Origin of the sequence: Kitasatospora herbaricolor, from assembly GCF_030813695.1 — a bacterium.
GTDB classification, from domain to species: domain Bacteria; phylum Actinomycetota; class Actinomycetes; order Streptomycetales; family Streptomycetaceae; genus Kitasatospora; species Kitasatospora herbaricolor.
This window is the reverse complement of sequence record NZ_JAUSVA010000002.1, coordinates 3,298,328-3,324,613: the sequence shown is the minus strand read 5'-3', so window position 1 is coordinate 3,324,613 and position 26,286 is coordinate 3,298,328. Positions and strand designations below refer to the sequence as shown.

The following is a 26,286-nucleotide window of genomic DNA, read 5'->3' as shown; positions in this document are numbered from 1 at the left end:
TGGCCCGGCCGGTGGCTCAGGCGGGCCGGTTCCGGGCGCCGCCGCGCCGGGCCGGCCGGACGCGCCAGCCGTGCAGCCCCAGCTCGCGGTCGTGCAGGGCCTCCGGATTGATGAACACCGACAGTACGGCGCAGGGCAGTTGCCCGTACTCGAGTCCGGTCGCGGCGAGCAGCTGTTCGGTCGGTACGGAGACGGCGATCGCGGGCCGCCACGACGGGAGGACGACCAGGGAGGTCCCGCGACCGGGGCGGATCATCCGGGCCTCGGCCAGGACGTACCGGCGCTCCTGCGGGCGGTTCTCGGGCTCGGGCAGGTTCGGGGTCCCGCCGATCAGGATGCCGAGCGGGGTCTCGGAGACCGGCTCGGGCCGGACGGTCGCGGGCCCGCCGCGCTCCGCCGGCGCCGGTGGGGTGGCGGCGTCGCCCTGCGGACGCGGGTGGAGCCGGCTCAGCCGGCGGGCGGGGGAGGGGCGCTTCGCGGGCGCCGGTTCCACCTTGGGGGTGGCCGTCGCGGACAGCACGGCGGGCGCCCAGCGGTTCGCCGACCGCGCTCCCCGCCCGGGCCGGCCGGTTGCCGGCGCCCGCTCGTCCCGTTCGGCCGGCTGCGCCCCGGACCGGTCCGAGCGCTGCTCCGAGGGCTGGCCCGGCCGCTGAGCCGAGCCCTGCCGGACCGGGCGCTGCTCGGACTGTTGCTCCGCCACCCGGCCGGGCCGCGCGTCCGGGTCGCCCGGCGCGGGCAGCCGCACCCGGTGGGAGAGGTCGGTTCCGGCGGCCAGCAGCAGGTCCCGGGTCTCGGCCGCGGTCCGGCGGCAGGCCGCCGCCAGTTCGGCGACGGTCGCGCCGCGCTCGTAGGCCGTTCGGAGCCGGGCGCCCAGCCCGGCCCGCAGGTTGTCCGCGGTGGTGTCCGGCGTCCCGCCGGCCGGCCGGGGCTGCGGCACGGTGTCGGCCGGTGCCGGGCCCGCGGGCCGGTGGCCTGCGGTCGGGTCGGCGGCTCCGGCTCCGGCTGCGACGGAGCACTCGGCGCCGGGCCCGTGACCGGCGGGCGCGGGCAGGGGACGGTCGGCTGCGGTCTGGTCGAGCGGGATCATCGGCGCGGGCCCTCCGAGGTGCGGTCCGGATGATCCTGCCGCACCCCGGGATCAAGCTCCAAGAGGACCGGGGGATCAAGCTCCAAGAGGACCGGCTGACGGAACCCCGAGGAGTCGGGCCGTGATGACCGTCCGTACCCCGGTCCGGCCCTCCTCCTGCCCGGCTCCCCGGGGTGGGCCCTCCAGCGCGGGGCCCCGGGACCTCAGGCGCCGGGGGCGACGAAGCCCTTGAGGTCGGTCAGGACCGCGTCGGCGGCCAGCACGCCGAGGCCCAGGAACCAGGTCTCGTCCGAGACCGGCCTGGCCTGGCCCGACTTCACGGCGCCGAGGGTCTTCCACAGTGCGCCGCCGAGCACGGCGTCCTGGTTGGTGGAGCTGGGTGTGCCGTACACGCCGTAGAAGACCCAGTCCGCGTCGGCCTTGTCGATCTGCTCGGGGCTGATCTCGACCGCGAGCTCCTTGACCTGTTCGATCTTCGGCTGCGGGATCGGGATGTCGGTGAGGATGGTGCCGATGAAGGAGAGGCCGGCGTAGAGCCGGGTCTTGCCGGGCATGAAGCGCAGCGGGCTGACCGTGGGCTTCCTGTCGCCGAGCCGGGCGCCCACCGCGGTGGCGGCGGCCTGGTAGGCGGCGAGCAGCGCCTTGGCCTCCCGCTGGAGGCCGAAGGGGCTGGCGTTCAGCAGGAAGTTCTCCTTCCAGGGGTAGCCGGGGCGGATCGAGAAGACGGTCGGCGCGATCTTCGACAGCGAGGCGTACTGATCCTGGGCGCGCAGCTGGCTGCCGAGGATGAGGTCCGGCTTGAGCGCGGCGATGGCCTCCAGGTTGAGGCTGTTGATGGTGCCGACGTCGGCCGGGCTGCCGACCTTGTCCTTGAGGTAGGACGGCATGGTCTTGGAACCGTCGGTGTGGACCACGCCGACGGGCTGGATGCCGAGCGCGACCACGTTGTCGAGTTCGCCGGTGTCCAGGACGACGACCCGGACCGGCCTGGCCGGGATCACGGTCTCGCCGAGCGCGTGCTTGACGGTGCGGGGGTAGACGCCGGGGGCGGCGTCGGTGCCGAAGGCCTTCATCTGCTCGATCACGGTGGCGTAGTCGTCGCCGCCCTGCTTGACCGACTTCTGGTCCGGGGAGGCCCCGCCGGCGGGGGCGGCCGCGTCCGTCGCGCCGGTGGAGCTGCCGCAGGCGGCGAGGAGCCCGCCGAGACCGAGGACGGCCCCGCCGGTCAGGCCGGCGGCGAGGAAGCTCCGCCGGGTGGTGGGGGAGGTGGTCCGGTCGGCGGGGGTGGGGGCCACGCGAGCGCTCCTACTGCGACGGCCGGCGGCGATCGGGCAGGGGGGTGCCCGGGGTCCATCGGCGGGTTTATTAGGTGAGGCAAACCTATCCGACGGTGGTCGGCGGCCGACCGGCGGCCTCCTGCACAGGGGAGAAATCGCCTCAAACCCGTACGTAACAGGAAAATCAAAGCCGCCCTGCCCCTTCGAAACCAAGGGCTCTTCGTCAATGATCCATGGATATGTCACTCAAAGTCCAATCTGATCACTTGAATCGAAGACAGTGCTTCAGATCACGCAGGTCAGGCCTACACAGAACCGGACCTCGTACTTAGGGTGCCGGGGTGGTTGATCAGCAGCTCTCGGAGCACGGAAGCAGCGGACGGGCAACGACGCCCGTCCTCCCGACAGGCGTCCCGGCCATCGGCACCACCGGCGACCTCCCCGGCCCGGGGCCCGCCCCCGGCGAGGCCGGGGACAAGGGCCTACGCGGCAACTCCGTCGGGCTGCTGAGCAGCGTGGTCCTCGGCGTCTCCACGGTCGCCCCGGTCTACTGCCTCACCGCGACCCTCGGGCCCACCGTCACCGCCGTCGGCGTCCGGATGCCCGCGGTGTTCCTGGCCGGCTTCCTGCCGATGCTGCTCGTCGCCTTCGCGTACAAGGAGCTCAACAAGGCCTTCCCCGACTGCGGCACCTCCTTCACCTGGACGGTGAAGGCCTTCGGCCCGCGGATCGGCTGGATGGCCGGCTGGGGCCTGACCGTCGCGACCATCATCGTGCTGTCCAACCTGGCCGGCGTCGCCACCGATTTCCTCTACCTGATGCTCGGCGAGATGACCGGCAGCGACACCGTCGCCGGCCTCGGCGACAACACCGCCGTCCACCTGCTCACCGTGGTCGCCCTGATCGCCGCGGCCACCGCGATGAGCTACCGGGGCATGACCGCCACCAAGTGGTTCCAGTACAGCCTGGTCGGCCTGCAACTGGCCGTCCTGCTGCTGTTCGCCGGCATCGCCATCGGCAAGGCGGCGGCCGGCGACCTGCCGCACTCGGTGGGCTTCTCCCCGGGCTGGCTCAACCCGCTGGAGGTCGGCTCGTTCAGCGCCTTCACGGCCGGGCTGTCCCTGTCCATCTTCATGTACTGGGGCTGGGACACCTGCCTCACCATGAACGAGGAGACCCTCGGCAGCGCCAGGACCCCCGGCCGGGCCGCGATGATCTCGATGGTCACCCTGGTCACCTCCTACCTCCTGGTCGCCGTCGCCGCGCAGATGTTCGCCGGAGTCGGCACCACCGGCACCGGGCTCGGCAACCCCGAGACCGCCGACAACGTCTTCGCGGCCCTGGCCCGGCCGGTCCTCGGCACCCCCTGGAGCATCCTGCTCTTCCTCGCCGTCGTCGCCAGCGCGGCCGCGAGCCTGCAGACCACCTTCATCCCGGTCGCCCGTACGCTGCTCGCGATGAGCGCCTACAAGGCCGTCCCGCCGCGCTTCGGCAGCGTCCACCCCAAGCACCGCACCCCCGGCTACGCCACCGTCGCGGCCGGCGTCGCCACCGCCGGCTTCTACGTCGGCATGACGCTGATCAGCGACCACGTCGTCGAGGACACCATCAAGGCCCTCGGTCTGATGATCTGCTTCTACTACGCGCTGACGGCCTTCGCCTGCGTCTGGTACTTCCGCCGCGAGCTCCGCCGCAGCGCTCGCGACCTGCTGCTCAAGGGCCTCGCCCCGCTCCTCGGCGGACTGCTGCTCGCGGGCGTCTTCCTCAAGACCCTCACCGACGCCTGGGACACCGGGTACGGCGGCGGCGCGGTGCTCGGCATGGGCTCCGTCTTCGTCATCGGCGTCGGCATCCTGCTGCTCGGCGCCGTCCTGATGGTCTGGTACGGCGTGTACCGGCCGGAGTTCTTCCGCGGCGAGACGCTCCGCAAGGACACCCCGGCCCTCGTCGTGGAGGACTGACCGCTCCGGCCCACCCCGCCACGCCCCGCCGTCCCCTATGCTCGACATCATGAAGCGCTTCGCATGCCTGGGCTGGTGGCCGTCCTAGGACGGCCACCCCAGACATGACCAGGGCCGTCCGTTACGGACGGCCCTGCCGCGTTTCCTCCCGTGTGCAGCGGCCGCCCGGACGGCGGCGACCACCGGAGGAGACCCCCATGACCATCACCACCACCCGGCCCGAGCCCGCCTCCGCCGACCTGGGCACCGACCCGGAGGGACCGGCCGGCCGCCGCGTCCTCACCGGCGACCGCCCGACCGGCCCGCTGCACCTGGGCCACTACTTCGGCACCCTGCGCAACCGCGTCCGCCTCCAGCGGCAGGGCGCCGAACTCTTCGTCGTCGTCGCTGACTACCAGGTCATCACCGACCGCGACATCGCCGACCGGCTCGCGGAGCACAGCGAGAACCTGGTGATCGACTACCTCGCCACCGGACTCGACCCCGAATCCGCCACGATCTTCGCCCACAGCGCCGTACCGGCCCTCAACCAGCTGCTGCTGCCCTTCCTCAGCCTGGTCAGCGTCGCCGAACTCGGCCGCAACCCCACCGTCAAGGACGAGATCGCGCACTCCCGGCAGTCCGCCGTCAGCGGCCTGATGTTCACCTACCCCGTGCACCAGGCCGCCGACATCCTCTTCTGCAAGGCCGACCTGGTACCCGTCGGCCAGGACCAGCTCCCGCACCTGGAGGTCGCCCGCACCGTCGCCCGCCGCTTCAACGAGCGCTACGGCGCCGGCATCTTCCCGCGCCCACGGGCGCTGCTCTCCGAAGCGCCCCTGCTGCCCGGCACCGACGGCGGCAAGATGAGCAAGAGCCGCGGCAACGCCATCGTGCTCGCCGCCGACGAGGACGAGACCGCCCGCCTGGTGCGCGGGGCCAGGACGGACGCCGAACGCCGGATCAGCTACGACCCGGCCGGGCGGCCCGGGGTCGCCGGCCTGCTCCAGCTCGCCGCCCTCTGCCAGGACCGCACGCCCGGAGAACTGGCCGAGGAGATCGGCGACGGCGGCGCGGCCGCCCTCAAACGCACCGTCACCGAGGCCGTCAACGAGCACCTGCGACCGATCCGGGCGCGCCGCGCGGAACTCGCCGCCGACCGCGCCCACATCCGCCAGGTCCTGCGCACCGGCGCCGAACGTGCGAACGCCGTCGCCGACGCGACCCTGGCCGAGGTGCGGGCCGCGATGGGGGCGGTGGGATCGGCCTGAGCCGGGCCGGGCATACCTTGGTCAGTCGGACATCACCAACGGGGAGGACCAGGCGATGGCTCAGCACCCGCCCGAGCAGGCGGCCGGACCGGTCCGGCCGGCACCCCCGCACTACCCGCCGCCCCCGCGGACCGGACGGCTGCGAGCACTCACCCGCCCCCCGCACCTGCGCCCCGGGGACCGCGTCGCGGTGGTCGCCCCCAGCAGCCCGGTCGACCCGGACCGGCTCACCGCCGGCTGCGCCGTCCTGCGTTCCTGGGGGCTTGAGGTCGAGGTCGCACCCCACGTCCTCGACACCCACCCCGCCCTCGGCCACCTGGCCGGCCGGGACGCGGACCGCGCCGCCGACCTCCGGGCGGCCTGGCTCGACCCCACGATCGCCGCGGTCGTCTGCGCCCGCGGCGGGTACGGCGTGCACCGCATGGTGGACCTGCTCGACTGGGACGCCCTGCGGACGGCACCCCCCAAGGTGCTGGTCGGCTACAGCGACGTGACCTCCCTGCACGAGGCCTTCGCCCAGCGCCTCGGACTGGCCACCCTCTACGGGCCGATGGTCTCCGCCCAGACCTTCCTGACCGACGGGCCGACCGCCGAGCACCTGCGCCGCACGCTCTTCCAGCCGGCCGCCACGACCGTGCTGAACTCGGCCACCGCCGGCACCCTGGTACCCGGGCGGGCCCGGGGGATCACGGCGGGCGGCTGCGCCTCCGTCCTGGCCGCCGAGCGGGGCACGCCGGGAGCCCGGCCGTCCTTCGAGGGCGCGGTGCTCGTCCTGGAGGACGTCAACGAGCAGCCCTACCAGCTCGACCGGATCCTCACCCAGCTCCTGCGCTCGGGAGCACTGGACGGCGTGGCGGGCGTGGCCCTCGGCTCCTGGTCGGGCTGCGGCCGGCCGGAACGGGTGCGGGAGGTCATGCTCGACCGCCTCGGGCCGCTCGGCGTCCCGGTCCTCTGGGAGCTCGGCTTCGGCCACGGCCCCTCCAGCCTCACCGTCCCGCTCGGGGTGCCGGCCCTGCTCGACGCGGACGCCGGTGCGCTGACCCTCGAAGTGCCGGCCCTGGCGGAACGCGGGCACTGACCGGTCCGGGCGACGGCGCTCCAGGCGCGGGAGGTGCTCCCAGGCGCACCGCCGCCGCCTGCACCTCCGGGGGCGAGCGCCGGGTGGGCTGAGTACCGCCGGGTGCGCTGAGTAGGGTGCGCCCATGCACGACGACACGCTGAACACCGAAACGGCAGCGCCGCCGGCCGGTCCGGCGACGGACGGCCGCCGGCAGGCCCTCGACGATCCGCTCGATCTGACGGAGCCGGCCGTCGGCCTGCTGCGCGGGCGGGGCAGCGGCAGCCGCGTGATCCTCGGCCTCACCGGTCCACCCGCGGCGGGCAAGTCCACGCTCGCCCGGTACCTGGTCGCCAAGGTCTGCCGGTCCGAGGGCCCCGACGCCGCGGCCTACCTCCCGCTGGACGGCTTCCACCTCTCCAACACCCAGCTGGACCGCCTCGGCCTGCGAGCCCGCAAGGGTGCCCCGAGCACCTTCGACGCCCACGGGTACGTCGCCCTGCTCCGCCGCGTCGCCGAGGACCGCTTCCACGACATCTACGTCCCCGACTTCGACCGCGAGCTGGACGAGCCGGTGGCCGCCCGCCACCTCGTCACCCCGCGCACCCGGCTGGTCATCACCGAGGGCAACTACCTCGCCTCGGCGGAGACCCCCTGGCCCGAGGCCCGAACCCTGCTCCGCGAACTCTGGTACGTCGACGCCGAGGACAGCGTCCGGGAGGAGCGACTCCTGCGCCGGCACATGGCGGGCGGACAGCCCGAACCCGAGGCCCGACAGCGGGTCAGCTCGAACGACCACCCGAACGGTGAGTACGTGAAGGCGGCGCGCGCGGCCTGCAGCCGGATCGTCCGGCCGGGCCGTTTGCCTCGGACGCCCGGTGCGCGTAGTGTTGACTAGTCGCTCGGCAGGGAGCACCGGACACGCAGTCAGCGCGGACGGTCCCGGGGCGGCCACTCCATGAACCACCTTCCATCGCATCGTCATGGGTTTTTCGCTTCGGCCTATTCCTGTGCGGTTAATTGGCATGTGTGTGTTTAGCGGATTGGCTTGGATTCGCCTTTCGGGGCGGGGCTGGGCTAGAGTTTGAGTCGTCGGACGGACCGTCAGGTCGGGCCGGCGAAAGCCTCCTGAAGGCCGGGAAGCACGAAAGGCTCTGGTAGAGTCTGGGAGTGCCGAAAGGCCAAAGGAAAGCAAGGCAGGGAAGCGAAACTCCGGAAAACGGAGCGGGAAACATCTGCTAAGCTGGAAACACGAACGAAGCGCCCGGAGAGTTCACGAGAGTGGCTCGAAGGAAGTGTCCGTTCCTTGAGAACTCAACAGCGTGCCAAAAGTCAACGCCAGATATGTTGACATCCCCGGCCTCGATCTCTGATCGGGGTTGGAGATTCCTTTAGTAACAAAACACTAGCGAGGACGCAGTGCGCGGGGCCGCCCTATTCCGGTGGTTGCCGTGCCGCTCAACGCGAGTGGCCGCTCGATTACGAGCAGACATTCACGGAGAGTTTGATCCTGGCTCAGGACGAACGCTGGCGGCGTGCTTAACACATGCAAGTCGAACGGTGAAGCCCTTCGGGGTGGATCAGTGGCGAACGGGTGAGTAACACGTGGGCAATCTGCCCTGCACTCTGGGACAAGCCCTGGAAACGGGGTCTAATACCGGATATGACCTTCCTCCGCATGGGGGTTGGTGTAAAGCTCCGGCGGTGCAGGATGAGCCCGCGGCCTATCAGCTTGTTGGTGGGGTAATGGCCTACCAAGGCGACGACGGGTAGCCGGCCTGAGAGGGCGACCGGCCACACTGGGACTGAGACACGGCCCAGACTCCTACGGGAGGCAGCAGTGGGGAATATTGCACAATGGGCGAAAGCCTGATGCAGCGACGCCGCGTGAGGGATGACGGCCTTCGGGTTGTAAACCTCTTTCAGCAGGGAAGAAGCGCAAGTGACGGTACCTGCAGAAGAAGCACCGGCTAACTACGTGCCAGCAGCCGCGGTAATACGTAGGGTGCGAGCGTTGTCCGGAATTATTGGGCGTAAAGAGCTCGTAGGCGGCCTGTCGCGTCGGATGTGAAAGCCCGGGGCTTAACCCCGGGTCTGCATTCGATACGGGCAGGCTAGAGTGTGGTAGGGGAGATCGGAATTCCTGGTGTAGCGGTGAAATGCGCAGATATCAGGAGGAACACCGGTGGCGAAGGCGGATCTCTGGGCCATTACTGACGCTGAGGAGCGAAAGCGTGGGGAGCGAACAGGATTAGATACCCTGGTAGTCCACGCCGTAAACGTTGGGAACTAGGTGTTGGCGACATTCCACGTCGTCGGTGCCGCAGCTAACGCATTAAGTTCCCCGCCTGGGGAGTACGGCCGCAAGGCTAAAACTCAAAGGAATTGACGGGGGCCCGCACAAGCAGCGGAGCATGTGGCTTAATTCGACGCAACGCGAAGAACCTTACCAAGGCTTGACATATACCGGAAACGGCCAGAGATGGTCGCCCCCTTGTGGTCGGTATACAGGTGGTGCATGGTTGTCGTCAGCTCGTGTCGTGAGATGTTGGGTTAAGTCCCGCAACGAGCGCAACCCTTGTTCTGTGTTGCCAGCATGCCTTTCGGGGTGATGGGGACTCACAGGAGACTGCCGGGGTCAACTCGGAGGAAGGTGGGGACGACGTCAAATCATCATGCCCCTTATGTCTTGGGCTGCACACGTGCTACAATGGTCGGTACAAAGGGCTGCGATGCCGCGAGGCGGAGCGAATCCCAAAAAGCCGGCCTCAGTTCGGATTGGGGTCTGCAACTCGACCCCATGAAGTTGGAGTTGCTAGTAATCGCAGATCAGCATGCTGCGGTGAATACGTTCCCGGGCCTTGTACACACCGCCCGTCACGTCACGAAAGTCGGTAACACCCGAAGCCGGTGGCCTAACCCGTAAGGGGAGGAGCCGTCGAAGGTGGGACCAGCGATTGGGACGAAGTCGTAACAAGGTAGCCGTACCGGAAGGTGCGGCTGGATCACCTCCTTTCTAAGGAGCACATGGCCAGACTTGAGCGAATGCCTCAAGTTGGTTGCTCATGGGTGGAACGTTGACTATTCGGCACACGAGGTCCAAGGGCTTCACGAGTACTGCTTCGGCGTGGAAAGTGTTTCTGAGGGTCTGGTGTGTCGGGCACGTTGTTGGGTCCTGAGGGAACGGCCGTATGGTCGTTGCTTCAGTGCCGGTCCTACTTGATGATCCTCGTTTCGGGGGTTTGATGGTGGGTGACTGGTCGTTGTTTGAGAACTGCACAGTGGACGCGAGCATCTGTGGCCAAGTTTTTAAGGGCGCACGGTGGATGCCTTGGCACCAGGAACCGATGAAGGACGTGGGAGGCCACGATAGTCCCCGGGGAGCCGTCAACCAGGCTTTGATCCGGGGGTTTCCGAATGGGGAAACCCGGCAGTCGTCATGGGCTGTCACCCATACCTGAACACATAGGGTATGTGGAGGGAACGCGGGGAAGTGAAACATCTCAGTACCCGCAGGAAGAGAAAACAACCGTGATTCCGGGAGTAGTGGCGAGCGAAACCGGATGAGGCTAAACCTGATACGTGTGATACCCGGCAGGGGTTGCGTATGAGGGGTCGTGGGAAAGTTCTTCAGTCGTCTGCCGGCGGCTGGGTGAGTCAGAAACCGTTGGTGTAGTCGAAGGACATGCGAAAGGTCCGGCGTAGAGGGTAAGACCCCCGTAGACGAAACATCAGCGGCTCACTTGAGCTTCTCCCAAGTAGCACGGAGCCCGAGAAATTCCGTGTGAATCTGGCGGGACCACCCGCTAAGCCTAAATATTCCCTGGTGACCGATAGCGGATAGTACCGTGAGGGAATGGTGAAAAGTACCGCGGGAGCGGAGTGAAATAGTACCTGAAACCGTGTGCCTACAAGCCGTGGGAGCGTCGGACATGCAGCTTGCTGTGTGTCTCGTGACTGCGTGCCTTTTGAAGAATGAGCCTGCGAGTTTGCGGTGTGTAGCGAGGTTAACCCGTGTGGGGTAGCCGTAGCGAAAGCGAGTCCGAATAGGGCGTTTCAGTTGCATGCCCAAGACCCGAAGCGGAGTGATCTAGCCATGGGCAGGTTGAAGCGGAGGTAAGACTTCGTGGAGGACCGAACCCACCAGGGTTGAAAACCTGGGGGATGACCTGTGGTTAGGGGTGAAAGGCCAATCAAACTCCGTGATAGCTGGTTCTCCCCGAAATGCATTTAGGTGCAGCGTCACGTGTTTCTTGCCGGAGGTAGAGCACTGGATAGGCGATGGGCCTCACCGGGTTACTGACCTTAGCCAAACTCCGAATGCCGGTAAGTGAGAGCGTGGCAGTGAGACTGTGGGGGATAAGCTCCATGGTCGAGAGGGAAACAGCCCAGAACACCGACTAAGGTCCCTAAGCGTGTGCTAAGTGGGAAAGGATGTGGAGTCGCAGAGACAACCAGGAGGTTGGCTTAGAAGCAGCCACCCTTGAAAGAGTGCGTAATAGCTCACTGGTCAAGTGATTCCGCGCCGACAATGTAGCGGGGCTCAAGCACACCACCGAAGTCGTGTCATTGCAGCAACAGGGCCAACGCCTGCTGTGATGGGTAGGGGAGCGTCGTGTTCCGGGTGAAGCAGCGGAGGAATCCAGTTGTGGACGGGACACGAGTGAGAATGCAGGCATGAGTAGCGATACAAGAGTGAGAAACTCTTGCGCCGATTGACCAAGGGTTCCTGGGTCAAGCTGATCTGCCCAGGGTAAGTCGGGACCTAAGGCGAGGCCGACAGGCGTAGTCGATGGACAACGGGTTGATATTCCCGTACCCGCTTTGAAGCGCCAACGTCGAACCTCTGAATGCTAAAGCCGCGAAGCCGGCCCGGAGTCTTCGGACAATGGGACGTGGTGGAGCCGCTGACCCGACAGGGTAGTAGGTGAGCGATGGGGTGACGCAGGAAGGTAGTCCAGCCCGGGCGGTGGTTGTCCCGGGGTAAGGGTGTAGGCCGAGTGATAGGCAAATCCGTCACTCATTAAGGCTGAGACCTGATGCCGAGCCGATTGTGGTGAAGTGGATGATCCTATGCTGTCGAGAAAAGCCTCTAGCGAGTTTCATGGCGGCCCGTACCCCAAACCGACTCAGGTGGTCAGGTAGAGAATACCGAGGCGTTCGGGTGAACTATGGTTAAGGAACTCGGCAAAATGCCCCCGTAACTTCGGGAGAAGGGGGGCCGGAACTGGTGATCGGATTTACTCCGTGAGCTGGGGCCGGCCGCAGAGACCAGCGAGAAGCGACTGTTTACTAAAAACACAGGTCCGTGCGAAGCCGTAAGGCGATGTATACGGACTGACGCCTGCCCGGTGCTGGAACGTTAAGGGGACCGGTTAGTCGAGATTCGTCTCGGCGAAGCTGAGAACTTAAGCGCCAGTAAACGGCGGTGGTAACTATAACCATCCTAAGGTAGCGAAATTCCTTGTCGGGTAAGTTCCGACCTGCACGAATGGCGTAACGACTTCTCGACTGTCTCAACCATAGGCCCGGTGAAATTGCATTACGAGTAAAGATGCTCGTTTCGCGCAGCAGGACGGAAAGACCCCGGGACCTTTACTATAGCTTGATATTGGTGTTCGGTTCGGCTTGTGTAGGATAGGTGGGAGACTTTGAAGCAGCCACGCCAGTGGTTGTGGAGTCGACGTTGAAATACCACTCTGGTCGTGCTGGATGTCTAACCTGGGTCCGTGATCCGGATCAGGGACAGTGTCTGGTGGGTAGTTTAACTGGGGCGGTTGCCTCCTAAAGAGTAACGGAGGCGCCCAAAGGTTCCCTCAGCCTGGTTGGCAATCAGGTGTTGAGTGTAAGTGCACAAGGGAGCTTGACTGTGAGACCGACGGGTCGAGCAGGTGCGAAAGCAGGGACTAGTGATCCGGCGGTGGCTTGTGGAAGCGCCGTCGCTCAACGGATAAAAGGTACCCCGGGGATAACAGGCTGATCTTCCCCAAGAGTCCATATCGACGGGATGGTTTGGCACCTCGATGTCGGCTCGTCGCATCCTGGGGCTGGAGTAGGTCCCAAGGGTTGGGCTGTTCGCCCATTAAAGCGGTACGCGAGCTGGGTTTAGAACGTCGTGAGACAGTTCGGTCCCTATCCGCTGTGCGCGTAGGAATATTGAGAAGGGCTGTCCCTAGTACGAGAGGACCGGGACGGACGAACCTCTGGTGTGCCAGTTGTCCTGCCAAGGGCATGGCTGGTTGGCTACGTTCGGGAGGGATAACCGCTGAAAGCATCTAAGCGGGAAGCCTGCTTCGAGATGAGTATTCCCACCTCCTTGAGAGGGTAAGGCTCCCAGTAGACGACTGGGTTGATAGGCCGGATGTGGAAGCCCTGTAAGGGGTGGAGCTGACCGGTACTAATAGGCCGAGGGCTTGTCCTCAGTTGCTCGCGTCCACTGTGTTGTTCTGAAACAACGACCCCACATCAGGTCACGATGTGGTGCGGTGACAGTTTCATAGTGTTTCGGTGGTCATAGCGTGAGGGAAACGCCCGGTTACATTCCGAACCCGGAAGCTAAGCCTTACAGCGCCGATGGTACTGCAGGGGGGACCCTGTGGGAGAGTAGGACGCCGCCGAACAATCATTGTGGAGAAGCCCTGCCGGGTAACCGGCAGGGCTTTTCTGCGTTTCCCGGCCGTCTTTGCACGGTCCGGAAAGGGCCCGGCCGGCAGGGGTGCTAGGTCCACCCCAGGTGGAGTTCAAGGGCCAGTGCACCGGGACAGCCCGGCGGGACAGACTGGTACCGAGGGACGGGCTGGTGCCCTCCGACTTCGAGGACGCCGGGGAGAAGAGATGGCCGTGAGTGGTCCGACCACGACAACTGGTGGCGCGCAGGAGCGCATCGAGGATGCCCGGCGGTTCGTACGGGGAGGCATCAAGGCCCAACTGCGCTGCCTCCAGCTGGTGTTCCAGGCGGCGCTGGGGCCGGCCGTACTCTTCTTCGTCGGGCTGGTCCCCATCCTCGCGTTGAACGTGGGCAGCCAGCACGGGCTCGGGAGCCTGCTCGTGGTCGCCGCGGGAGTGGTGGCCTTCCCGGCGGCCTGCTTCTGGCTGGGTCGGCGGTACGCGCGAAGGTCCCGCGACCTGGTCGAGGCCTGGTTCGGGGTGCGGATCCCCGTCGCGTACCGGCCGGCCGCGGCGCCGCAGCAGGACGAGCGCGGGCACTGGTGGACCGGCCACTCCTACCACTCACGGCGCTCGACGGCCCGCGCGGAGCTGACCGTCCGGTCGGTCCTGGGGGACCCGGCGAGCTGGCGGGACGTGCTGTGGCTGGCCGCCGGCGCGGGTGCGGCCGGCGTGCTGGCCGTCCCGTGCCTGCTGCTGACCGCGGTCGGCGCCGGGGCCGCGGTCGGGCTGCTGGAGCAGATCGTCGACAACTCCAGCTACTACAGCGCCGGTGATCCGCGGGAACTGCTCCTGCAGCTCGGCCTCTGCCTGGCCGCCGTGGCGGCGGGCCTCGCCCTCGCGCCGCGGGCGGTCCGGCTGCACGCGGACTGGACCCGCCGGGCCCTGGACCCCGACCGTGCGGGCGGCCAGAGCAAGGCCCGGCTGACCGAGCGGGTGCAGCAGCTCACCGAGACCCGGGCCGACGCGGTGGGCGACCAGGCCGCCGAGCTCCGCCGGATCGAGCGGGACCTGCACGACGGCGCCCAGGCCCGGCTGGTGGCGATCGGTATGACCCTCGGCACGATCGAGCACCTGATGGACAGCGACCCGCCGGCCGCGCGCGCCCTGCTGTCGGAGGCCCGGCAGTCCTCGGCGAAGGCGCTCCAGGAGCTGCGGGACCTCGTCCGGGGCATCCACCCGCCGGTGCTGGCCGAGCGCGGACTCGGGGACGCCGTCCGGGCGTTGGCGATGGACAGTGCCCTGCCCGTCGACGTGTGCGTCAGCCTGCCGGACCGGCCGGCGGCGCCGGTGGAGGCGGCGGTGTACTTCAGCGTCTGCGAGCTGTTGGCGAACGCGGCCAAGCACTCGGGCGCGGACCAGGTCTGGGTGGACATCCTGCACCGGGCTGGGACCCTGCGGGTGACCGTCACCGACGACGGCCACGGGGTGGCGGACCCGACCAGGGGGAGCGGGCTTCGCGGGATCGAGCGCCGGTTGGGTACCTTCGACGGTGTCCTCGCCATCGACAGCACGTCGGGCGGACCGACCACGATCACCCTGGAGCTGCCGTGCGAGTTGTCCTCGCCGAGGACCTCTACCTCCTTCGCGAAGGCCTGATCCGGCTGCTGGAAGCCCACGGCTTCACCATCGCGGCAGCGGTGGAGACCGGTCCGGAGCTGCTGGAAGCGCTGCTGACCCACCGTCCGGACGTCGCCGTCGTGGACGTCCGGCTGCCGCCGACGCTGACCGACGAGGGGCTGCAGGCCGCGCTGAGCGCGCGCCGGCAGATCCCCGGTCTGCCGGTGCTGGTGCTGTCGCAGCACGTCCAGCAGCTCTACGCGCGGGAGTTGCTGGCGGACGGCTCCGGCGGCATCGGATACCTGCTCAAGGACCGGGTCTTCAACGCCGACCAGTTCATCGACGCGGTGCGCCGGGTGGCCGCGGGCGGCACCGCGATGGACCCGGACGTGATCGCCAAGCTGCTGCAGAGCAACGCGCGTTCGGGCCCCCTGCAGCGGCTGTCGCCCCGCGAGCGGGAGGTGCTGGAGCTGATGGCGGAGGGCTGCTCCAACTCCGCGATCGCCGCCCGCCTGGTGGTCAGCGACGGCGCGGTGGCCAAGCACATCGCCAACATCTTCACCAAGCTCGGGCTGGCGCCGGCCGACGACGCCAACCGCCGGGTGCTGGCCGTCCTGGCCCACCTCAACGGGACGGCCGAGCAGACAGGGTGACAATCCGGCCTGGAAGCACGCTGAAACAGGTGTACGAGTAGTATCCGGTGGGCCGAGACGTCGGTGGCCGGGTTCGCCGACCACCCGACAGGGGGGAGTCCGGCGGGCCGACGCTCACGTACGGCAGCAGCCGACATCCAGGGGTTGATAGACGCATGGCACGCCCATCCCTCACCCGTGCCCACCGGGCCCTGCTCGGGCTGGTCGCGGCCGGCGCCTTCCTGATCTCGGGCATCGGCTTCGCGGGTTCCTACAGCGCGGTCCGCGACCTGGCGACGGAGAAGGGGTTCGGCGCCTTCGCGTACGCGTTCCCGATCGGCGTGGACGCCGGGATCGTCGTCCTGCTGGCCCTGGACCTCGTGCTGACCTGGCTGCGGATCCCCTTCCCGCTGCTGCGACAGACCGCCTGGCTGCTGACCGTCGCCACCATCGCCTTCAACGCGGCGGCCTCCTGGGGCGATCCGCTCGGGATGGGCATGCACGCCGTCATCCCGGTCCTCTTCGTGGTGGTGGTCGAGGCCTCCCGGCACGCGGTCGGACGTATCGCGGCGATCACCGCGGACCGGCACATGGAGTCCGTTCGGCTGATGCGCTGGATGCTCTCGCCGATTCCGACCTTCCGCCTCTGGCGGCGGATGAAGCTGTGGGAGCTGCGCTCCTACGACGAGGTCGTCCGGCTGGAGCAGAACCGGCTGGTGTACCGGGCGCAGCTGCGCTTCCGCTACGGGCGCGGCTGGCGGCGCGCGGCGCCGATCCAGGCGCTGCTGCCGCTGAAGCTCGCAAAGTACGGCGTCCCGTTGGACCTGGAGGTGCTGGACCGGCTGGAGGAGGAGGCCGAGCAGGCCGCGCACGCCCGGGAGAGCAGGACGGTGGCGGCCGCGTCCGTGGCGCAGGCCGCGATATCCGCCCCCGCGCCGGCCGCGGCCCAGGCTTCGCCGCCGGCCGCCCGCCAGGTGCCGGTGCAGCAGATGCCCGGGCAGCAGCTCCCGCCGCAGCAGGCCCAGGCCCCCGCCGAGGGCGGGCCGGCCGGTCCCGCGGCGGCCCCCGCGTCCGTGGTGTCCGCGGAGCTGGCGGTGCCGACGCTGGCCAAGCTGGCGGCCGTCCGGCTGCGGGACGCCCAGGAGCCGGCCCAGGCCGAGGAGCAGGCCCCGGCGCGCGACGAGCTGAACGTCTGGACCGAGCGTGCCGTCCGCACCCACGCGCCGCAGGGCGGCATGGACGCGACCGGCCGGGTGCCCGGACAGGCGTCGCCGTGGTTCAAGCCGCCGCGTCCCTCGGCCCAGCCGGGCCCCGAGGTCCGGGTCGCCGCGCCGGCCGCCGAGCGCGGGCCGGTGCCCGCCTTCATGTACCGGCAGAGCGGTCCCGGCGGGCGCGACGTCGCTCCGGGACAGGCGGTCGGGGGACAGCCCGAGCAGGGCGTGCCGCTGCACCAGGGGGAGAGCGGCCCCGGGCCGGGGCAGCGCGATGCCGTCCGGCAGGAGCAGGGCGTGCGCGAGCAGGCCGTGCGGGAGCACGCCGTCCGGGAGAACGCGGGGAGCGAGCCCATCCCGCAGCCGGACCGGCTCGACCCGGAGCAGTGCTTCGAGGCGCTGGTCTCCTACATCGACACCTACGGTCAGCAGCCCGACCAGCGGCGCCTGGCGGAGTACCTCACCGTGGAGTACCACGTGGTGGGCAACCGCCCGGACGGATCGGTGAGCCCGTCGCAGTTGGACAAGATCTGGCCCGACCTGCACGCCCGCTACGCGTCGGCGGGGCGCGACTGACCCGGGGCGTCCGCCGGTCGGGCGGCCATTGACTGCCCGGCGCCGCCGGAGCTACCTTCACATCAACAAATTGTTGAAGTGCTGGTTCGGCGTGGAGGAGTACGGATGTCGCAGGTCGAGGTGGACGGTAGCAAGCCGGGGAGCGGGGCCTCGTTCTCCAGTGCCGCCCGGGCCGCCGTGGACGCGCTGCTCGGGCCGGTCGACGCCGAACTGGCCCGCCGCTACCCGGGTGACTCCGGCACCCGCCAGCCGGTCCACACCGTCTACGTGCCGGCCGACGCCTTCGCCGCCGACACCGTGAGCAGCTGGGGCCGGCAGGCCCTGGAGGCCTTCGACACCCACGCCGGGACCCCCGCCGAGCTGGCCCGTGCGCTCGGCGTGCCGGACGACGCGCTGCTGGCCGACGTGCACGCCCGGGTCCGGGCCAAGCTGGAGCGCGAGCCCGTCGAGGACCTCCGGATCGACTTCGAGGACGGCTACGGGCCGCGTCCCGACGCCGAGGAGGACGCCGCCGCCGTCCGCGCCGCCGAACTGATCACCGCGGCCGTGGCCGACGGCAGCGCGCCGCCGTACATCGGCATCCGGATCAAGTGCATGGAGGCGGCCGTCCGCAGCCGCGGCATCCGCACCCTGGAGCTCTTCCTCGCCACCCTGATCGCCGGCGGCGGCCTGCCCGAGGGCCTGGTCCTGACCCTGCCGAAGGTGACCTACGCCGAGCAGGTCACCGCGCTGGTCCGGCTGCTGGAGGACTTCGAGCAGCGGGCCGGACTGCCGGCCGGCCGGATCGGCTTCGAGATCCAGATCGAGACCACCCAGGCGATCCTCGGCGCCGACGGCCGGGCGACCGTGGCCCGCATGATCGAGGCCGCCGAGGGCCGGGCCACCGGCCTGCACTACGGCACCTTCGACTACAGCGCCTCCTGCGGGGTGAGCGCCGCCTACCAGAGCATGGACCACCCGGTGGCGGACCACGCCAAGGCCGTCATGCAGGTGGCCGCCGCCGGGACGGGCGTCCGGCTCTCCGACGGCTCCACCAACGTCATCCCCACCGGTCCGACCGAGCAGGTGCACGCGGCCTGGAAGCTGCACCACGACCTGGTCCGCCGTTCGCTGGCCCGCGCCTACTACCAGGGGTGGGACATGCACCCGGCGCACCTGCCGACCCGGTACGTGGCCGTCTACAGCTTCTACCGCGAGGGCCTGGCGGCCGCCGCGGCCCGGCTCTCGGCCTACGTGGCCAAGGCCGGTGGCGACGTGATGGACGAGCCGGCCACCGCCAAGGCGCTGAGCGGCTACCTGCTGCGCGGCCTGGACTGCGGCGCCGTGGACCCGGCCGAGGTCACCCGGCTGACCGGCCTGGACCGCGAGCAGTTGGACACCCTCGCCGGCCGCTGACCTGCCCGGGCCCGGCACCGCCGGCCCGGGCCGGTCGGCCCGGGCCCGGCGAAGGGGACACGGCCTAAGCTGACGGGACCGCCCGCACCGGGCGGTCCCGTCAGCCTTCCCCGTTCCTTGGAGACCCGCCGCGCCATGCCGGAGCCGACCCCCAGGCCGTACCTGACGATCCGGCGCGGCGGCAGCCACGAGATCGAGATCAAGAAGTCCCGCTTCATCTGCCATCTCGCCCGGGTCGGCGACGAGGACGAGGCGCAGGCCTTCATCGCGGGCATCCGCAAGGAGTACTGGGACGCCCGGCACAACTGCACGGCCTTCGTGGTCGGCGACGAGCAGCGCCGCGAGCGCTCCAGCGACGACGGCGAGCCGGGCGGGACGGCCGGGGTGCCGATGCTGGAGGTGCTGCGCCGGCGCGGACTGACCGACACCGTCGCGGTGGTGACCAGGTACTTCGGCGGGATCAAGCTCGGCGCCGGCGGCCTGGTGCGGGCGTACGGCGGCGCGGTGTCCGAGGCGGTGGACGAGATCGGCCTGGTGGAGCGGCGGCCGGTCGCGCTGCTGGCGGTGACCGCCGACCACACCAGGGCCGGCCGGGTGGAGAACGACCTGCGGGCGGCCGGGTACGCGGTCAGCGACCTGGCGTACCGGGCGGCGGGGGTGCGGATCGAGGTCGGGGTGCCCGAGCCGGAGGTGCTGGCCTTCCACGCCTGGCTGGCCGAGGCGACGGCGGGCACGGCGGTCGCGGTCGAGGCCGGGCGGACCTTCGTCGAGGTCCCGGTCTGAGCCGTCGGCCCGGGGGGGAGCCCGCGCCCGGCGGCGGACCACCGGCCGGGCGCAGCGGTCGGAACGTGACACCGGGCCGGGCCGCGGTGATCGCGGAACGCCCCTTTTCGGACAGAGGACGACAGTCGGACGAGCTTTCGGACAGAGAACGTCCGGGCGGTTTCGAGGGCCGGAGCGGCTGCCTAGCCTGAGGCGGTAGCCGACCCCCGAGTGGAGCCGAACAGCGATGCCCGTCGTCCAGACCATCACCCTCGCGCCGGGGGCCAGCACCGGCTGGCACTACCACCCGGGCCGGGTCGACGTGGTGGTCCTCTCGGGCACCCTCACCCGTACCCTGCACGACGGCCGGGTCGAGGTCAGCGAGGCCGGAGACCGGCTGGTCGAGCTGCCGGGGCCGGTGCACGTGCACGTCGGGCGCAACCACGGCGAGCAGCCGGTGGTGCTGGTGGCGACCTACGACATACCCGACGGCTGTCCGACCGCCGTCGCCGTGGCCGCCCCCGAGTGGAGCCACTGACCGCCCACCCGCCGTCCCCGCCGCCGGGCCTTCGCCGCCGCCCTCGATCGGCCGGCCGGAGCCCGGGCCGCCGGCGTCACGGGCGGGCCCGGGAGCGGGAACTTTCACTCGAACGGATTGACGTGGCCCGACGCTGGAACTTCCGCTCCGGGTCACCGCGTTTTCACCTACAAGGATCCGGCCGAACCGGACGACCGACCCTCCCCCGCCTCGCGTGCGGGGGGACCCCTATGGAGGACGACACACCCCACCACCGCACCACGGGAGGTACCGCGCATGACCTCAGACCGCTCCCCGTCGCCGGCCCAGCCCGATCTGCCCGGCCCCCGGAGCCCCGCGACGCCCTACCGGATGACCGTCACCACCGCGCTGACGCACTCCGACGCCGTCGCCCTGGCCGACCAACGACTCGGCGCCTGGCTGAAACAGGAGGGCTGCGACGAGCCCCCGCCGGCCGGGCCCGCCCCCGGCAGCCCCGAGGCCCCGGCCGAGCGACTACGCCTCGGCGACCGGATCCTGCTGGACCGGGACGACGGCCCGCTGCGCGCCGCCACCGCCACACCGGGCCGCTACACCCGCCGCCGCCTGCGCACCCCGGCCCCGCACGGCACCCACCAGCTCACCCTCACCCTCGCGACCGACCCCGGCGGCCCCACCTGGGTCCGGCTGGAGGCCGAGCACCAGGCGGCGGGCACCGGCGTACGGACGCCCAGCAAGGTCCCGGTCCCTGAACTCGCCCGCACACTGCTGCCCCTGCTGGACGCCAGCGACGGCCCCGCCGCGGTGCACCACAACCCCCGGGTGGTCACCGCGGCCGACGTGGACGCCCTGATCGACGAGCTCTGCGACCCCGAGCGCCGGCTGCCCACCGTGGTCGCCAGCGTCCCCGCCAACCTGGGGCTGGACGAATGGCTCACCGGGACGGTCCGCCCGCTCTGTCATCAGCTGCCCGGGCTCGCCACGCTCTACGTCCTCGACCCGGCCGCCCGGACGGGCTTCAACGTCGCCCTGGAGTACCACTCGGTGTACGGCGGCGCGGTCCGCACCTACCTGCCGGAGGTCGATCCGGCCTCCCGCCACGACGGGGCCAGGCACCCGGTGATGCCGCGCCACCGGATAGAGGAGGACCTGCGCCGGGCCGCCGGCCTGCTCGCCCGCGAGCCCCGCCGGCTGGCCGCCGAACTCCCGCTCCCGGCCCCGCTCGCCGCCGTGCCCGTCCTGCGGGTGCCGCCCGCCGCCCGGCGTCCCGAGCCCGACCGGTCCGAGCAGGCGGCCCAAGAGCAACTGGCCCACGAGCAACTGGCCCACGAGCACGAGCTGGACAGCCAGGAGCAGCAGGCCAGGGCGGACGAGCTGGAGCGGGTCCGGCACAGCCTGCGGCACTCCCGGCGGCGCGAGCACCACCTGCGGAGCGAGGCGGAGGAGCAGTACACGGCGCTGCGGCACGTCGGCGCGCAGGTCCGGGTGCTGGCCGGCCGGATCTGCCCGGGCGCCGCGCCGGGCCAGGCCCAGTCGCCCGCCGTCCGCGGCCTGCCGGTCGGGGGCGGTCCGGCCCGGGCGGACGAGGCCCCCGGCAGTTTCGCCGAACTGATGGACCGGCTGCCCGAGTTCCCGCTGCTGACCTTCACCGGTGACCAGAAGCCGGCCCTGGCCCTGGACGGCCTGGGCACCTGCGCCGGCTGGGCCCGGCTGACCTGGGAGGGCCTGACGGCGCTGCAGGAGTACGCGGTGGCCGCCGTCCGCGGCGAGGCGGGCGGCGACTTCAAGCAGTGGTGCGAGCACACCCCGGACGGCTGCCACCACTTCCCGCCGCGCAAGGCGGTCCGCGGCGAGTCCCAGACGGTGTTCAGCCACACCAAGTGGAAGCGCGAACGGATGCTGCCGGTGCCCGAGTGCGTCGACACCTCCCGGCGCGCGTTCATGGGCGCGCACCTGCGGATCGGCGGCGGCCGGACGGCGCCCCGGCTGCACTACCTGGACGACTGCTCCGGCAGTGGCCGGATCTACGTGGGCTACATCGGCCTGCACCTGACCAACACCCGTACCAACTGAGAGGCTTGGCTGACCGGCGGCGTCCGGACGGTGGACAATGTCCGGCAGGGGCCGGCCTCGGGGCCGCGGTCCGCCCCGGGGAAGCGCCGGACGAGCATGGGGGAACGACCGCCGATGCAGTACACACCAGACGGCCGTCACCCGTCGGACGGGCCTGCCGTGGCCGAGGGGATGCCGGGCGGCGGGTCCGACGGCACCGCCACGGCCCTCCAACCCGGCTTCCTGGCCTCGGTCTTCCGTGACCTGGGCGCCGCGCCCGGCCCGGGGGAGCCCGGCCAGGACGCCGACGGCGGCCGGGCGGCGGGCCGCCCGGAGGAGGACGTCGACGAGGCCGTCGCCGCGCACGGGCGCGCCGCCGCGCTGACCCACCACCGCACGCTCACCGTCCGGGCCGAGCACGACCGGCTCGCCGACCTGCTGCGGCGGGCCGCGCTGCCGGTCTCGCCGATGGACTTCGAGAGCCAGCTGCGCACCTACGAGCCGCGCCCGTTCCCGGCCGGGGAGGCCGGGCCCGACGGGACGGGGCCCGAGCCGCGCTGGGAGGACTACGTCCCGCCGCGTGCGGCCGACGCCGACCCCGACGAGGGCCCGTCCCGCCGACTGCTGGACTCCGGCTACCAGCGGGAGCTGGCCCAGGCCCGGCTCACCCACCAACGGGCCCTGCGCGAGTGGCGGACCCGGCGGGCCGAGGCGGCCGACTCCGGCGAGGCGGAGTCGCGGCGGGCCCACCAGGAGGCCGAACAGGCCAGGGCGCGGGCCGTCCGCGAGTACAACGACAGCCTGGAAGAGTGCCGCCGGGCCTACCGCCTGGCCGAGCCGGCCGCCGTCGAGTCGCTGATCGAGCGGGCCCTGGCCGCCTCCGAGACCGCCACCCAGGACCTCCCGGCGCCCTGCCGTGCCGTCTTCCGCCCGCTCACCTCCACCGCCGTCCTCGACCTCGACCTCCCGCCGCTGGACCTCGTCCCCTCGCTCACCGGCTACCGGCTGACGCCCGAGGGCGAGATCGAGCCGGTGCCGCGCCCGGCGCCCGACCGGGCCACCGACTACCTGCGCCTGGTCGCCCGCCTCGCCCTGCGCGCGCTGCAGGCGGCCGACGCCGTCGACACCGACGAGATACTCGCCGGCGTGGTGCTCAACGGCTGGCTCCGCGAGCCCGGTTCGCCGGAGGCGGTCTGCCTGGTGAGCGTGGACGCGGACCGCGACGCGCTGGCCCGCACCCGGCTGCTCCCCGCCGGAGCCCCCTACGAGGAGGGGCAGGACGGGGACGGCGTCTACGCGGACGCCGAACGGGACGAGGCACTGGTACGGCTGCGTCAGCTCGGCGCGGCGGTGACCCCGGACCCGTACGCCCGCGCGGGCGTCGAGCCGGCCGCGGCGGCCGGGGCGACCGTCCCGTCCGCGGCCGACCTGTCCGCCAACGAGTTCGCCGAGCTGGTCCGGGAGCTGCTCACCCGGGGCGGCCTGGACGGCTGGAGCGTCCGGTTGCGGGGACCGGCCGGGCTGGTCGCCACCGGCGAGGGCGAGGCCGGCAGCGCGTTGCCCGGCCGCTGGGTGGTGTGGGCCTCCCGAGCCGCGGCCCCGGTGGCCGAGGAGGAGATCCGGACCTTGGCGGAAGCCGTCCGCGAGGAGGCCGCCGACCGGGGGCTGCGGCTCACCACCGGCCGCTTCAGCGACGCCGCGCTCGACCTGACCGGGGACGAGAGCCACCAGCACATCCACCTGGTCGACGGCGACGGGGTCCGCGAGCTGGCCCGCACCCATCTCGGGCTGCCGCTCGGCGCGGGGGTCTGAACCGGCGGTGGGCCGCGGCGGGAGCCGGGCCCTGGGGAAACGAGGGAGGGGCAGCGGGTCGGGGGTGCGAAAGGACGACGCGAGCGGGAGGCTGGGCCGATGGGAATGGGATTCATCGAACGATGGCGGGACCGGCACGGCGAGGCCGCGGCCGGCCCGTCGCCCGAGCAGGACCAGGACTCGATGGCCGAACTGCTGTCCGAGTGCGAGCTGCTGCGTGAGTTCGCCGACGAGGCCGGGCTCCGGCTCGCGGACGACGTGCCCTCCCTTACCGCCCTCGACCAGTTGCTCCCCACCTGGCGGGACAGCCCCGGTACCGCCGAGTGGCTCGGCAACGACGCCGGCCTCTACCTCGGCACCGTGGTCTTCCGCACCGTCCCCGGGACCCGCTGGCGCCTGGCGCAGGACGGCACCCCGGTGATCGCGCTGCCGGACGGCCGGGAACTGGACGTCACGGCCTTCGGCCGGTCCTGGGCCGAGCAGGGCTACCCGCAGCTCGCGGCCGTCTACCTGGAGGCCCTCGACAGCTGACCCGCCGGCGCGCGGGGGCTCACCCCGACGGGCCGTCCGGCGGGCGGGGCCGGGCCGCCGGACGCAGGCTGGGGGCGGGTCCTGGCAGCGGCCCGCGAGACGGCGCCCGACGGGGCCCGGGGGAGGGAAGGGCACCTCGATGACCGCGATCCTGGTCGCCGCCGGCGCGTTCCTGATGACGCTGATCGGCGGCTACGTCGCGCAGCGGACCGGGGACCGCCGCCACCTCGTCCTCGGCCTCGCCGCCGGGCTGATGCTCGGCGTGGTCGCCTTCGACCTGCTGCCCGAGGCGATGCGGGCGGCTCCGGACGAGATCCACGGCGTGCCGCAGGCCCTGCTGATGTTCGCGGTGGGCTTCCTGGTCATCCACATCGTCGAGCGCGCCGTGGCCATCCACCGCGGCCACGAGGGCGAGTACGCCGAGCACACCCACGGCCACCGGCACTCCCACCACGGGCCGCAGGCCCAGGGCATCGGACTGACCGCCGCCGGCGCCCTGGTCGGGCACAGCCTGATGGACGGCTTCGCGATCGGCGCCGCGTTCCAGGCGGGCAGCACCGTCGGTACGGTGGTGGCGATCGCGGTCGTGGCCCACGACTTCGCCGACGGCTTCAACACGTACACGATCACCCGGCTGTACGGGAACAACCGGCGCCGGGCGCTGACCCTGCTGGGCGCCGACGCGCTGGCGCCGGTGACCGGCGCCGCCATCACGCTGCTGTTCACCATCCCCGAGCAGCTGCTCGGCCTCTACCTGGGGTTCTTCGCCGGGTTCCTGCTCTACCTGGCGACCTCGGACATCCTCCCCGAGGCGCACAGCCCGCACCCCTCGCGGACCACCCTGCTCTGCACCCTGGCCGGGGTGGCCTTCATGTGGCTGGTCATCGGCCTGGCGAGCTGAGCCGGAGCCCGTGCCCCGTCGGTCCTTGCGGGGTGCCCGCACCCGTCCCGCAGTGCCGGACCAGGCCGGCGCGGCCCACCGTTCCTACAGCGCGGCCCACCGGCCCCGCATCGCGGCCAGCGCCTCGGTGATCGCCGGGCGGCGGGAGGTCTGGGTGCGCCAGAGCGCGAACACCCGCCGGCTCGGCTCCGGCACCACCGGGCGGGTGACCACCCCGGGCGGCAGGGCCCCGCGCCCGAGCCGCGGCACCAGTCCCACCCCGAGCCCGGCCGCCACCAGCGCGATCTGGGTCTCGAACTCGCCGACCTGGTAGACCACGTCCGGCTCCTCGCCGGCCTCGCGCAAGGTCCGGACCAGCCAGTCGTGGCAGATGTTGCCAGGCGGGACGCTGATCCAGCGCTGCCCGCAGAGGCGCCCGACCGGGACCACGGCCAGCTCCGCCAGCGGGTGCTCCTCCCGCAGCAGCAGGTCGACCGGATCCTCGCCGAGGTCCAGCCTGGACAGCCCGTCCTGCACCGGGAGCGGCACCGTCGGCCAGTCCTGGACCAGCGCCAGGTCCACCTCTCCACGGGCCACCAGCTCGGCCGCCGGGTACGGGTCGCTCTCCAGCAGCCGGACGTCGAGGTCCGGGCAGCGGGTGCGCAGGTCGGCCAGCGCGCCCGGCAGCAGCCCGCGCGCGCCGGTGGCGAAGGCGGCCACCATCAGCCGGCCCACCGCCCGGCCGCGCTGCTCCTCCAGGGTCACCTCGGCCCGCTCGACCAGGGCCAGCACCTGCTGGGCGGTGGCGGCCAGCTCGCGTGCGGCGTCGGTCAGCACCACGCCCCGCCCCTGACGCTCCAGCAGGACGGTGCGGGTCTCCCGCTCCAGCTTGGCGATCTGCTGCGACACCGCCGAGGGGGTGAAGCCGAGCGAGGCGGCCGCGCCGCCGACCGAACCGTGCACCGCCACCGCGTGCAGCGCCCGCAGCCGTCCCAGATCCATCATGCAGCAATGCTAAACCGTGAGCTTCAGCAATCATCGCTGGTGCTACACGATGGTG

The 26,286-nt window shown here is 71.0% G+C and carries 17 protein-coding genes and 3 rRNA genes; 17 read left to right on the top strand and 3 right to left on the bottom strand.

Translation table 11 applies throughout. The features are described 5' to 3' along the window. Window positions 1-16: 16 nt before the first annotated feature. Together J2S46_RS14880 and J2S46_RS14875 are read right to left on the bottom strand one after the other, a co-directional pair. Window positions 17-1,087 (bottom strand): hypothetical protein, encoded by a 1,071-nt coding sequence (locus J2S46_RS14880; protein ID WP_191289986.1) that lies wholly within the window; start codon window positions 1,085-1,087, stop codon window positions 17-19. A 203-nt stretch (window positions 1,088-1,290) separates the two neighbouring features. Then, complete coding sequence (locus J2S46_RS14875; protein ID WP_229912702.1) at window positions 1,291-2,382, bottom strand: ABC transporter substrate-binding protein; 1,092 nt, start codon at window positions 2,380-2,382, stop codon at window positions 1,291-1,293. A gap of 401 nt (window positions 2,383-2,783) precedes the next feature. On the opposite strand from J2S46_RS14875, the gene J2S46_RS14870 reads away from it, so the two are divergent. The 17 genes from J2S46_RS14870 (at window position 2,784) to J2S46_RS14790 (ending at window position 25,247) form a co-directional block, all read left to right on the top strand. Beyond that, window positions 2,784-4,325, top strand: a complete 1,542-nt coding sequence (locus J2S46_RS14870) for an APC family permease (RefSeq protein WP_191290140.1) — start codon at window positions 2,784-2,786, stop codon at window positions 4,323-4,325. A gap of 197 nt (window positions 4,326-4,522) precedes the next feature. Then, on the top strand, window positions 4,523-5,575 hold the full coding sequence (gene trpS / locus J2S46_RS14865) for a tryptophan--tRNA ligase (RefSeq protein ID WP_191289985.1): 1,053 nt from the start codon (window positions 4,523-4,525) through the stop codon (window positions 5,573-5,575). 55 nt (window positions 5,576-5,630) lie between these two features. Continuing rightward, window positions 5,631-6,653: a S66 peptidase family protein gene (locus tag J2S46_RS14860; RefSeq protein ID WP_191289984.1), complete on the top strand. Its 1,023-nt coding sequence runs from the start codon at window positions 5,631-5,633 to the stop codon at window positions 6,651-6,653. A 124-nt stretch (window positions 6,654-6,777) separates the two neighbouring features. Continuing rightward, window positions 6,778-7,530 carry a nucleoside/nucleotide kinase family protein gene (locus tag J2S46_RS14855; RefSeq protein ID WP_191289983.1) on the top strand — a complete coding sequence of 251 codons (753 nt, stop codon included), beginning with the start codon at window positions 6,778-6,780 and terminating at the stop codon, window positions 7,528-7,530. A 594-nt stretch (window positions 7,531-8,124) separates the two neighbouring features. After that, a 16S ribosomal RNA gene (locus J2S46_RS14850) occupies window positions 8,125-9,648 on the top strand. Between the two features lie 283 nt (window positions 9,649-9,931). Then, window positions 9,932-13,053: ribosomal RNA gene (locus J2S46_RS14845) — 23S ribosomal RNA — on the top strand. Window positions 13,054-13,135: 82 nt separating this feature from the next. Continuing rightward, window positions 13,136-13,252 (top strand): 5S ribosomal RNA (gene rrf / locus J2S46_RS14840). Together the 16S, 23S and 5S rRNA genes form the textbook arrangement of a ribosomal RNA operon. A 220-nt stretch (window positions 13,253-13,472) precedes the next feature. Then, window positions 13,473-14,897, top strand: a complete 1,425-nt coding sequence (locus J2S46_RS14835) for a sensor histidine kinase (protein ID WP_229913214.1) — start codon at window positions 13,473-13,475, stop codon at window positions 14,895-14,897. After that, complete coding sequence (locus tag J2S46_RS14830) at window positions 14,849-15,511, top strand: response regulator transcription factor (RefSeq protein ID WP_191293195.1); 663 nt, start codon at window positions 14,849-14,851, stop codon at window positions 15,509-15,511. The genes J2S46_RS14835 and J2S46_RS14830 overlap by 49 nt, the downstream gene beginning before the upstream one ends. 155 nt (window positions 15,512-15,666) lie before the next feature. Beyond that, complete coding sequence (locus J2S46_RS14825) at window positions 15,667-17,277, top strand: DUF2637 domain-containing protein (RefSeq protein WP_191293194.1); 1,611 nt, start codon at window positions 15,667-15,669, stop codon at window positions 17,275-17,277. A 105-nt stretch (window positions 17,278-17,382) separates the two neighbouring features. Continuing rightward, entirely contained in the window at window positions 17,383-18,672 is a 1,290-nt protein-coding gene (locus J2S46_RS14820; protein WP_191293193.1) for a DUF6986 family protein, read from the top strand. Between the two features lie 135 nt (window positions 18,673-18,807). Continuing rightward, the gene (locus J2S46_RS14815) at window positions 18,808-19,455 is read left to right on the top strand and encodes a YigZ family protein (RefSeq protein ID WP_191293192.1); all 648 of its coding nucleotides are present in this window, start codon (window positions 18,808-18,810) and stop codon (window positions 19,453-19,455) included. A 226-nt stretch (window positions 19,456-19,681) separates the two neighbouring features. Further along, window positions 19,682-19,972 (top strand): cupin domain-containing protein, encoded by a 291-nt coding sequence (locus J2S46_RS14810; RefSeq protein ID WP_191293191.1) that lies wholly within the window; start codon window positions 19,682-19,684, stop codon window positions 19,970-19,972. Window positions 19,973-20,248: 276 nt separating this feature from the next. After that, window positions 20,249-22,024, top strand: a complete 1,776-nt coding sequence (locus J2S46_RS14805; RefSeq protein WP_191293190.1) for a hypothetical protein — start codon at window positions 20,249-20,251, stop codon at window positions 22,022-22,024. Window positions 22,025-22,138: 114 nt separating this feature from the next. Beyond that, window positions 22,139-23,815 carry a restriction endonuclease gene (locus tag J2S46_RS14800; RefSeq protein WP_191293189.1) on the top strand — a complete coding sequence of 559 codons (1,677 nt, stop codon included), beginning with the start codon at window positions 22,139-22,141 and terminating at the stop codon, window positions 23,813-23,815. Between the two features lie 99 nt (window positions 23,816-23,914). Further along, the gene (locus J2S46_RS14795; protein WP_191293188.1) at window positions 23,915-24,346 is read left to right on the top strand and encodes a DUF6278 family protein; all 432 of its coding nucleotides are present in this window, start codon (window positions 23,915-23,917) and stop codon (window positions 24,344-24,346) included. Between the two features lie 139 nt (window positions 24,347-24,485). Further along, on the top strand, window positions 24,486-25,247 hold the full coding sequence (locus J2S46_RS14790) for a ZIP family metal transporter (RefSeq protein WP_190213660.1): 762 nt from the start codon (window positions 24,486-24,488) through the stop codon (window positions 25,245-25,247). A gap of 84 nt (window positions 25,248-25,331) precedes the next feature. On the opposite strand, the gene J2S46_RS14785 is transcribed toward J2S46_RS14790, so the two are convergent. Continuing rightward, window positions 25,332-26,231, bottom strand: a complete 900-nt coding sequence (locus J2S46_RS14785; protein WP_191293187.1) for a LysR family transcriptional regulator — start codon at window positions 26,229-26,231, stop codon at window positions 25,332-25,334. Between the last annotated feature and the right edge of the window lie 55 nt (window positions 26,232-26,286).

Excerpts from the sequence above, each read along its gene's own strand:
- J2S46_RS14880 (WP_191289986.1), bottom strand. The coding sequence starts at position 1,087 with ATGATCCCGCTCGACCAGACCGCAGCCGACCGTCCCCTGCCCGCGCCC.
- trpS (WP_191289985.1), top strand. The coding sequence starts at position 4,523 with ATGACCATCACCACCACCCGGCCCGAGCCCGCCTCCGCCGACCTGGGC.
- J2S46_RS14860 (WP_191289984.1), top strand. The coding sequence starts at position 5,631 with ATGGCTCAGCACCCGCCCGAGCAGGCGGCCGGACCGGTCCGGCCGGCA.
- J2S46_RS14855 (WP_191289983.1), top strand. The coding sequence starts at position 6,778 with ATGCACGACGACACGCTGAACACCGAAACGGCAGCGCCGCCGGCCGGT.
- J2S46_RS14825 (WP_191293194.1), top strand. The coding sequence starts at position 15,667 with ATGGCACGCCCATCCCTCACCCGTGCCCACCGGGCCCTGCTCGGGCTG.
- J2S46_RS14820 (WP_191293193.1), top strand. The coding sequence starts at position 17,383 with ATGTCGCAGGTCGAGGTGGACGGTAGCAAGCCGGGGAGCGGGGCCTCG.
- J2S46_RS14815 (WP_191293192.1), top strand. The coding sequence starts at position 18,808 with ATGCCGGAGCCGACCCCCAGGCCGTACCTGACGATCCGGCGCGGCGGC.
- J2S46_RS14810 (WP_191293191.1), top strand. The coding sequence starts at position 19,682 with ATGCCCGTCGTCCAGACCATCACCCTCGCGCCGGGGGCCAGCACCGGC.
- J2S46_RS14805 (WP_191293190.1), top strand. The coding sequence starts at position 20,249 with ATGACCTCAGACCGCTCCCCGTCGCCGGCCCAGCCCGATCTGCCCGGC.
- J2S46_RS14800 (WP_191293189.1), top strand. The coding sequence starts at position 22,139 with ATGCAGTACACACCAGACGGCCGTCACCCGTCGGACGGGCCTGCCGTG.
- J2S46_RS14795 (WP_191293188.1), top strand. The coding sequence starts at position 23,915 with ATGGGAATGGGATTCATCGAACGATGGCGGGACCGGCACGGCGAGGCC.
- J2S46_RS14790 (WP_190213660.1), top strand. The coding sequence starts at position 24,486 with ATGACCGCGATCCTGGTCGCCGCCGGCGCGTTCCTGATGACGCTGATC.
- J2S46_RS14785 (WP_191293187.1), bottom strand. The coding sequence starts at position 26,231 with ATGATGGATCTGGGACGGCTGCGGGCGCTGCACGCGGTGGCGGTGCAC.